Here is an 8,268-nt window from a genome sequence, read left to right as displayed (position 1 = left end):
GCCATGGCAAGCTGCGAACGCGGACCGACATTGAGCATGCGGCTGAAGTCGGCGAAGATCGCCGGCAAGGAACTCGGCGCCGCGATCAGCACCAGCCTCTCGGCGGCAACGGGCTGGATGCCCCTGACGGAACCGGCGACGGCGTTGGCGGCAACGGCGCCGCCGAAGGAATGGCCGACGATCGCGCTGAATGGCCCGAACCATTCGCCGGCGACCTTCGCCGCCTCGACCGCATTGACCATGTTCAGGCGGCGGCCCTGCGACTGGCCGTGGCCCGGCAGGTCAAGCGAGACGACCCTGTAGCCCGCCCGGCGATAGCCTTCGATCAGCGCGCGCATGTATTCGGTGCGCGAGCGCCAGCCGTGGATGACGAGCACGGTGCCGGCGGCCGCCCTGCCCGGCTCGGATCGGAATTCATGCACCATGACGCAGCCGGCCTTCGTTTTCAGCCGGTGATGGCGCGCCTCGGTCATGAAGGCCGCGGCCCGGTCGACGGCGCGGCGTTCGCCGTCGCTGAGGGCTTTCACATTGGGCGTGCGGCAGAACAATTCGAACGCGGCCCGGCCGCTGAGGCGGGGCGCTACAAGCTCGGCCGCGCCGAACACGCCCCGGATGACCTTCAGTCCAAATGATGCCATAGTGGCGATCCATCCATTCGTTCAAGCATGAACATAATAGTTCAAACATGAACATTAAACAAGACCTGCCCTGGGATAACCCGCGCTTTCGCAACTGGGTCGCGGTGGCGCGTGCCTGCCATGTGGTGGAGCGCACGCTGGCAGTGAAGCTGGTGCCGCTGGATCTCAAGCCCGCGCAACTCGACGTGCTGATGAACCTCTACCGCCATCCCGGCATGTCGCAGCATGACCTTGCCCGCAAGCTCTTGGTCGGCCGTTCCAACATCACCATGCTGCTGCCGCAACTGGAAACCCGAGGCCTGCTTCGCCGCGAGGGCGACGAGAAGGACAAGCGCGTGCTCAGGCTCAGCCTGACCGTGGAAGGCGAAGCCCTGCTGATGCAGGCGCTGAAGGTTCACATGGCGCTGATCGAGAAGGCGATGAGCCAGTCGACTGCGGAGCAGTGCGACATGGTCGGCGAGCAGATGCGCAAGATCGCCGACGTGCTGAAGGAAGCCTGAGCGCCGGGCGCTCTCCAGGAGTGTTGAGATTCAGGTCAGGCCGGCCTCACCTGAATAGCAACGCACCTACCACATCGTCTTCTTTGCCCGCTCTGGCCATTCCTTGTCATAGGTCTCGCCGTCGATGCTCTGGCGGCTGGTGACCTCGAGGATCCGGCCGGGCGTCGGCAGCGATTTCGGATCGACATGTTTCGCCGGGTTCCAGAGCTCCGAGCGGACGATGGCGCGGGCGCACTGGAAATAGACCGTGTCGACGGCGACGACGGTGACCGACCGCGCCGGCTTGCCTTCGACCGTGAAGGAGGCGCAAAGCTCGGCATCGGTGGTGATATGAGCGCGGCCGTTGACGCGCAGCGTGGTGCCGGACCCCGGCACCAGGAACAGCAGGCCGACGCGCGGATCCCTGATGATGTTCTTCAGCGAATCGGCGCGATTGTTGCCGCGGCGGTCCGGCATCATCAGCGTCTTCGGATCGTGGATGCGCACGAAGCCGGCGAGGTCGCCGCGCGGCGAGCAGTCGAGCCCCTCCGGCCCGGCGGTCGCCAGTGCGGCGAAGGGCGAGGTCTCGATGAAGGCGGCGTATTCGGGAATGATGTGGTCGAGTTCCTTGACGATCGAGGCTTCGCCCGGAATGCCGTAGAGCGCTTCAAGCTGTTCGACTGATGTGATGACAGACATCTGTTTCGTCTCCGAACCTTTGCCGGCGCTACTCCACATCCATGACGCCTTGACGACAAAGCGGATGGCAAGACCTAACGGTCGCGACCGAGGCCTTTCTCGGTCAATTCGGCGAGATAGGCATTCCAGCGCGCCTCCTTCTCGTGACCAAGCGCATGCAGGTAGTTCCACGTATAGATGCCGGTGTCGTGGAAATCGTCGAAGGTGATGCGCACCGCATAGTTGCCGACCGGCTCGATCTTGAGGATGGCGACATTGCGCTTGCCGGGCACGGTGACCCGCTGCTCCGGCGAATGGCCCTGCACTTCCGCCGAGGGCGACAGCACGCGCAGCAGCTCGGCCGGCAATTCGAACGGATGATGGTCCGGAAAGGTGACGGTAAGCAGCTTGCGGTCCTTCGAGACCCGGAGTTCCTTCGGCGCTGTCATGCGGATCGTTCCTGCGTCATTTCCACCCCTTCCCTACGCTGCTTCGCCACAGCCGAAAAGGCCATTGCAGGGCGGCCGACACGCGATGTCGGTCGGGGAATGTTACCAAAGATCAAGACAGGCTATCTTGAATGAAAGGCCGTATCGTATCACATAGCGGTATATAACGACGCCGTTCGCGGCCACGGGAAACGCAAAAGCATGGACATGATCGATCCTTTCGGTCGAACGATCAGCTACCTGCGCGTGTCGGTCACCGACCGCTGCGATTTCCGCTGCACCTATTGCATGGCCGAAGACATGACCTTCCTGCCCAAGAAGGATCTCCTGTCGCTTGAAGAGCTCGACCGGCTCTGCACCGTCTTCATCGAAAAGGGCGTGCGGAAACTGCGCCTCACCGGCGGCGAGCCGCTGGTGCGCAAGAACATCATGCACCTCGTGCGCCAGCTGTCGCGGCATCTGAAGAGCGGCGCGCTGGAAGAGCTGACGCTGACCACCAACGGCTCGCAGCTGTCGCGCTTCGCCGCGGAGCTCGCCGATTGCGGTGTCGAGCGCATCAACGTCTCGCTGGACACGCTCGACGCCGACAAGTTCCACCAGATCACCCGCTGGGGCCATCTCGGCAAGGTCATGGAAGGCATCGACGCCGCCCAGGCGGCCGGGCTGAAGGTCAAGCTCAACGCGGTGGCGCTGAAAGACTTCAACGACGAGGAACTGCCCGAGATGATGCGCTGGGCGCATGGCCGCGGCATGGACCTCACCGTCATCGAAACCATGCCGATGGGCGAGATCGACGCCGACCGCACCGACCAGTACCTGCCGCTGTCGCTGCTCAGGGCCCAGCTCGAGCGCCAGTTCACGCTGAGCGACATCCCCTACAAGACCGGCGGCCCGGCCCGTTACGTCCATGTCGCCGAGACCGGCGGCAGGCTAGGCTTCATCACGCCGATGACGCATAATTTCTGCGAAAGCTGCAACCGCGTCAGGCTGACCTGCACCGGCACCCTCTATATGTGCCTCGGCCAGGAAGACGCCGCCGACTTGCGCGCGCCGTTGCGTGCGTCCGAAGGCAACGAACTGGTCTCTGCGGCAATCGACGAGGCGATCGGGCGCAAGCCCAAGGGCCATGACTTCATCATCGACCGCCGCACCAGCCGGCCGGCGGTGTCCCGGCATATGAGCGTCACCGGCGGCTGATCTTTCCGCCATTTGGGGCAAGGATCGCCTCCGTCATTGGCTGGAGACTGGCTTGAAGCACCTTTTCCCGACCGTGGCCATCGCAGCGTTGAGCATGGCAGCCGCAGCCAGCGCCGCGCCGTTCACCTACACCAATCAGCGCTTTGGCACCGTCTGCACCTTTCCGGACGAGATCTTCAGCATTCGCGAGCCCGAGCCGGAGAATGGCGACGGGCAGCAATGGAGCGCGCCCGACGGAGCCAGGCTGATCTGCTCTGGCATCCTCAACGTCGATGACGACACGTCGAAAAGCTTTGTCTCCTCCGAGAAGGCCAGCGCCGAGCCAGGCTACAAGATCACCTACAGCAAGGCCGGCAAGGATTGGGCGGTGCTGTCCGGCATCAAGGACGGCAAGATCTTCTACGAGCGACGCCTGTTCGGAAAGGACGGCGTCATCCGCACGGTCTGGATCGAGTATCCGCAAGCTCTGAAATGGAAATACGATCCGCTTGTTGGCGTCATTGCCGGAAGCCTCAAGGGGCCGTGAGCATTTTGCGCCACACCGCGAAATAATCCTCGTCCGCCAAAGGGCGGCCGATTTACCGACTCGATGTTCCAGCCTAGCCTTCCAATGGAAGTGATTTTTTCACTCACAGGGGGAATGCAACATGCGCAAATTCATTCTTGCTCTTGCAATGGTCGGCTTTGCGGCGGCACCGGCGGCGGCGCAGTCGATCGGCGGCAAATATACGGTCGCCGGCACCAATTTCGACGGCTCCGCCTATGGTGGCGAGGCGACCATCACGCTGACCAGCGAGACGACCTGCACCATCCATTGGGAAACCGGCGGATCGTCGTCCGACGGCATCTGCATGCGCAACGACAATGCTTTCTCCGCCGGCTATGTGATGGGCAAGGAGATCGGCCTCGTCGTCTACAAGGTCGAGGAAGACGGCTCGCTGCACGGCCTCTGGACCATCGCCGGCAAGGAAGGCAGCGGCACCGAAGTGCTGACGCCGAAATAAGCCCTTTCGCTTTCTAGGGTTTCGCATTATGTTCCGCGCCATGTCGCGAACCACCGTCCTTCAGCTAATCGCAGCGGTGATCACCATTGCCGTCCTGACCGCCATCCACCAAGGTGCCGACTGGTTTCTAAGCCGTTGGTCGCTCGACTTTAGCCTTGGAATGATGTTCGGAATGTTCCTGGTGCTGCTGGTCTGGATCTACGAAGACCGCAAGCAACGCCGTTCAAGGGCGACCGACGGCGTCCGGTCCGCTGAGCAGCAGAGCGCGCGCCACACGATCGACCTGTGACTGCTGAAGCCTAGATCCCTGGCCAACCCGCATCAGCGCATCGAGCACGGCGCTCTGCTGCGGGCCGCCTGTGAGGCTGCGAGCCATATCGGTAATTGCCTTGTCGTTCCCGCCGTTCCGCAGCGCGTCGATGATGGTCTCTACAGCTCGAGTACCCGCCGCGCGTGCTGCGCCGCGCGCGCCGCCGGCAATAAAGCCCTCGCGCACGCCGAAACCGCTGCTGCCACCGCCGTCGATGGCATCTCTGGCCGCGATGCGCGCCGCCGTCTCGGAATTGCGCGTGACCATGTTCGACGTGTCGGCAAAGAGCTTTTCGCGGTCGAGCAGATCGATAATCGCCTTTGCCCGGTCGGAGCCAAACAAGGTCGACAGGCGCGCCCGGTTCCAATCCCCTTCCCCCTTGATCAGGCGCTGAAGCGCGACGCGGTCGTTCGCGTTGGTGCCTACAATGCGCTCGATCTCCGCGCGGGCGCCCTCACGAAGGCGAAGCGGCACGGCCGACGGACCCACCTGCAAACCTTGCGGCAGCGCGGCTTGCCTGACTTCCTCGGCGAGTTCGTCGGGCCGCGGCGCTTCCCGGCCGCTGGAAAGCACCGTCTGGCCGCGCTGAACGGCGTCCTTCTGGCGAGCTAGCTCGGCGTACTTCGCATCCACTTCCTTGATGCCGGGCACCGCGGCACGAAGTTCATCATCGATCCCCTGGCGTGCGGTCTGAAGGGCGTTCAGGGCGTTGCTCCCCTGCGTGGTTTCCAGCAGGTCATCGACGGCGTGCCGCGCGTTCAGCAGCGTCCCGGCGTCGCTGATCAGCCCAGGCTCGGGCAGCGGCTGACCGCCGGAGCGAGCGCGGGCTATTTCGTCGGGCGTCGGCGTGTAGTTGAGCATGTTCCGAACCTGCAGAACGCCCTTCTGCGCCTCGCCGCGCAGCGTCTGGGCCTCGGCGTCGAGATAGCGGGCGATTGGTGCAGAATCGACCAGTGAGGCCTCGCGCAAGGCTTCCCTATATTCCGGCTGTAGACTTGCCTGGTTGCGGGTCGCGCGGTCGATGATGCGCGACGGCGTAGGAGCCTCGCCAAGCGTCTCGTTGAGGCTGGACCGGATGCGCCAGTTGGCGTCGGCATCGCGCGCACCAATCGCGCCGCGAACGATGGCCTTGCCTTCTCCAGGCGTTGCCGCGATGGCGCCAGCGGTATGACGCAGGTTCGGGCCGAGATCCATCAACATGCCATTGTCGCCGAGCTGCGCCAGTGCGCCGGGCTCTACGGCATCCTGTCGGACAGCGCTCGCCAGAATCTTGGTGGCGCTCTTGTCCAGGCCAAGCGCCTTGGCAATGGCGCTGAGCTGAACCCGGTCGGCGACGGCCTTGACGCCCTTGCCGACAAGCGGAGCGACAAATGGGGCGGCAAAGCCTGTCAGAGCACCGATGCCTGCTCCAATACCTGCTTCTTTAAGGTTGCCGCCTGACCGCACGGCTGCATCCGCACCGTTAATAGCTGCGCCGGAACCTGTGCTGGCCAGCAACCGCAACGGGGTCGACGCGACTCCGATGCCGAACAATTCAGGCGCTGCGGCCATCGCCGGAAGCGTGCCGGCCACGGCGCCCGTCACGTTGCCGGCAGTGCGCGCGATCGGGTGCGCGGCACGGCTTTCTTGCTGGATGTCGGTCATCTCCTGGTTGACCTCGGAAGCAGGCTCCCCGGTCAGCAGCGAGCCGATACCCGCCGCCGTGGCAGTCAGGCCCCTGTCGACATAGGGGCCGGCAATCGGAATGCCTTCGCCGATCGCGTTGAGGAACGTTCCCGACGCGCCCATGGCGCGGGGAGAGGCAATTCCGGGCGCGTCGTGACCGCTCCCCGGTTCGGGGCCACCAGCATCCATGATCTTTTGAGCAGCGGCCATGCCGGCTTTCGCGCGGGCATCCGCCGCGGAAACATCAGCGTTTGCTGACGGCAGAGACTTGGCAATCTCTTCGACCGCCGCATTCTGCTGCTCGGGCGTCATCGACAGGAACCCCTCGTCTACCTGTACCTTGCGGCCTTGGATGTTGAGCGTAGGCATCAGGGTTCAATGCTCCACTTCAAGCCGTTGCTGGTCGTGCCGCCACCGGTGCCCGCGTTGCCAGCCGGCGCGGAACCGCCACCGCTCTTGATTGCGTCGACCATCTGCCGGATACGCGCCAACTTGTCGTCGAGGGATGCTTTCGCCTCGCCAGGCTTTGGCGTCAGGATGGCCGCCTGGTTCTCGACTTCGGCCGGCGCCGCCGTCGCGCCGGACACGCTGTAGAGGTAGGATGCGATGATGGTGCGCAGCGAGTTCGACGCTCGCTGATACTCGGGCGATTTCAGGTACTCGGCGCCAAAGTCGGATCCGCGCGGGATAGCCGACAGGGCCTGATCCGACGGATTGGACAGGGCCGAGAAGTTCTTTTCGACAATCTGCAGCTCGGGTGCGACCACCGAGTACAGCTTGTTGTCGCGCTGCTGCTGCTCGTTCAGCGGCTTCTGCTTCGCGCCCGTGAGAGGCAGGATGCCGGCGTTCTCGCTCGGCGGCGGATTGGCCGCGCGCGGGCTCGCTGGCGCGCTCGGAGCTTCGGGTGCCGGCACGGCGGACGGTGCCGCCTTGGTCGTTACAGGCATAGCCGGACCACCGGCAGAAGCCTGCCCAAACACGCCCTGCGGCGTCAGGAACAGCAATTCGCCATTCGGGCCGCTGATCGTCTTGCCGGCGGCGAGCTGCTGCGCCTGCTCGACCGTAAGGCCGCCACCATCCATCAGGCCGTTGAGCGCCTGAGCCTCGACGGAATTGCCCGTGAACCGGAACTGGCCAGCGTTCGGACCATTGCCGATGCTGACAGCCCGCGTCTCGCCCGTGCGCTTGTTGTACAGGGTCCGCTCGTCCAGCTTTTCCCAATCGGTTTGCTGGCCGCTGTAAACGGGCTCGTGCGTCTTGGGATCGACCAGGACGCCACCAACCTCGATCGGCTTGCTTTGCTCGGCCGCGAACTTCTCCCGGTCGAAATCGAGGCGCGCTTTGTCACCCGGCTCAATCTGCGGATTGCGCAGCTTCTCGACTTCCAGCCGGTTCTTTTCCAGTTCGAGTTGGTTTGCCGGATTTTGCTCGTCGAGCTTCTGTTTCAGCATCAGGTTAACGACGCCTCGCTGTTGCTCGGACAGGCGTGGATCCTGTGAGGCCTGCAGAAGTTGCTGCACGGTCGGACCACCGGAGGCTGGATTGGCCTGTGCGACCGTCTGCGCCGCCGCAGCCGGCTTCGCGGCCACCGGAGGCGGTTCTGCCGCGCGCGGCGACTGAACAGGCTGTGCGACCGCCGCCGGGCCGTCCGGCGCCGGACGCTTGTTCAGCGCCGCCGACACGCCCGCGCCCGGTTCGAGGCTCGCCACGTTTACCGGCGCGGCATCGGCGAAACGCGATGTGAAGGAATTGGCCATGGAAATGCGGCGCGCGGCCTCGCCACCGGGACGGTTGTAGCCGGCGAATTTCCAGGCGTTGTTCATCAGGCGCTGCGCTTCTTCCGGCGAT

At 64.3% G+C, this 8,268-nt stretch carries 9 protein-coding genes and 1 pseudogene; 5 read left to right on the top strand and 5 right to left on the bottom strand.

Features of this window, described 5'->3' with window-relative positions:
* Positions 1–638, bottom strand: a 638-nt coding sequence (locus EN780_RS21500; RefSeq protein WP_128275256.1) for an alpha/beta fold hydrolase, incomplete at its 3' end; no start/stop codon positions are given.
* Between the two features lie 47 nt (positions 639–685).
* On the opposite strand from EN780_RS21500, the gene EN780_RS21495 reads away from it, so the two are divergent.
* Positions 686–1,138, top strand: a complete 453-nt coding sequence (locus tag EN780_RS21495) for a MarR family transcriptional regulator (protein ID WP_128275255.1) — start codon at positions 686–688, stop codon at positions 1,136–1,138.
* Between the two features lie 66 nt (positions 1,139–1,204).
* Here EN780_RS21495 and EN780_RS21490 read toward each other — a convergent pair whose 3' ends face one another.
* A complete protein-coding gene (locus tag EN780_RS21490) occupies positions 1,205–1,816 on the bottom strand; it encodes a pyridoxamine 5'-phosphate oxidase family protein (protein WP_128275254.1) in 612 nt (203 codons plus the stop codon).
* A 74-nt stretch (positions 1,817–1,890) separates the two neighbouring features.
* On the bottom strand, positions 1,891–2,244 hold the full coding sequence (locus EN780_RS21485; protein WP_127283136.1) for a DUF971 domain-containing protein: 354 nt from the start codon (positions 2,242–2,244) through the stop codon (positions 1,891–1,893).
* Between the two features lie 201 nt (positions 2,245–2,445).
* Here EN780_RS21485 and moaA point away from each other — a divergent pair, with 201 nt between their 5' ends.
* The 4 genes from moaA (at position 2,446) to EN780_RS21465 (ending at position 4,734) form a co-directional block, all read left to right on the top strand.
* On the top strand, positions 2,446–3,441 hold the full coding sequence (gene moaA / locus EN780_RS21480; protein ID WP_128275253.1) for a GTP 3',8-cyclase MoaA: 996 nt from the start codon (positions 2,446–2,448) through the stop codon (positions 3,439–3,441).
* Positions 3,442–3,493: 52 nt separating this feature from the next.
* A complete protein-coding gene (locus EN780_RS21475) occupies positions 3,494–3,967 on the top strand; it encodes a hypothetical protein (RefSeq protein ID WP_245500045.1) in 474 nt (157 codons plus the stop codon).
* A 121-nt stretch (positions 3,968–4,088) separates the two neighbouring features.
* Positions 4,089–4,445, top strand: coding sequence for a hypothetical protein (locus EN780_RS21470; protein WP_128275252.1), 357 nt, complete (start codon positions 4,089–4,091; stop codon positions 4,443–4,445).
* Between the two features lie 28 nt (positions 4,446–4,473).
* A complete protein-coding gene (locus tag EN780_RS21465; RefSeq protein ID WP_128275251.1) occupies positions 4,474–4,734 on the top strand; it encodes a hypothetical protein in 261 nt (86 codons plus the stop codon).
* Here EN780_RS21465 and EN780_RS21460 read toward each other — a convergent pair.
* Together EN780_RS21460 and EN780_RS21455 are read right to left on the bottom strand one after the other, a co-directional pair.
* Entirely contained in the window at positions 4,669–6,789 is a 2,121-nt protein-coding gene (locus tag EN780_RS21460; RefSeq protein WP_128275250.1) for a hypothetical protein, read from the bottom strand. The genes EN780_RS21465 and EN780_RS21460 overlap by 66 nt on opposite strands.
* Positions 6,789–8,268: pseudogene (locus EN780_RS21455) on the bottom strand (hypothetical protein); the annotation flags it as partial. The gene EN780_RS21460 and the pseudogene EN780_RS21455, both read right to left, overlap by 1 nt.

The sequence above is a fragment of the Mesorhizobium sp. M4B.F.Ca.ET.089.01.1.1 genome, from assembly GCF_004022605.1.
Classification (GTDB): Bacteria; Pseudomonadota; Alphaproteobacteria; order Rhizobiales; family Rhizobiaceae; genus Mesorhizobium; species Mesorhizobium abyssinicae.
This window is presented reverse-complemented; position numbering and strand designations above follow the sequence as displayed.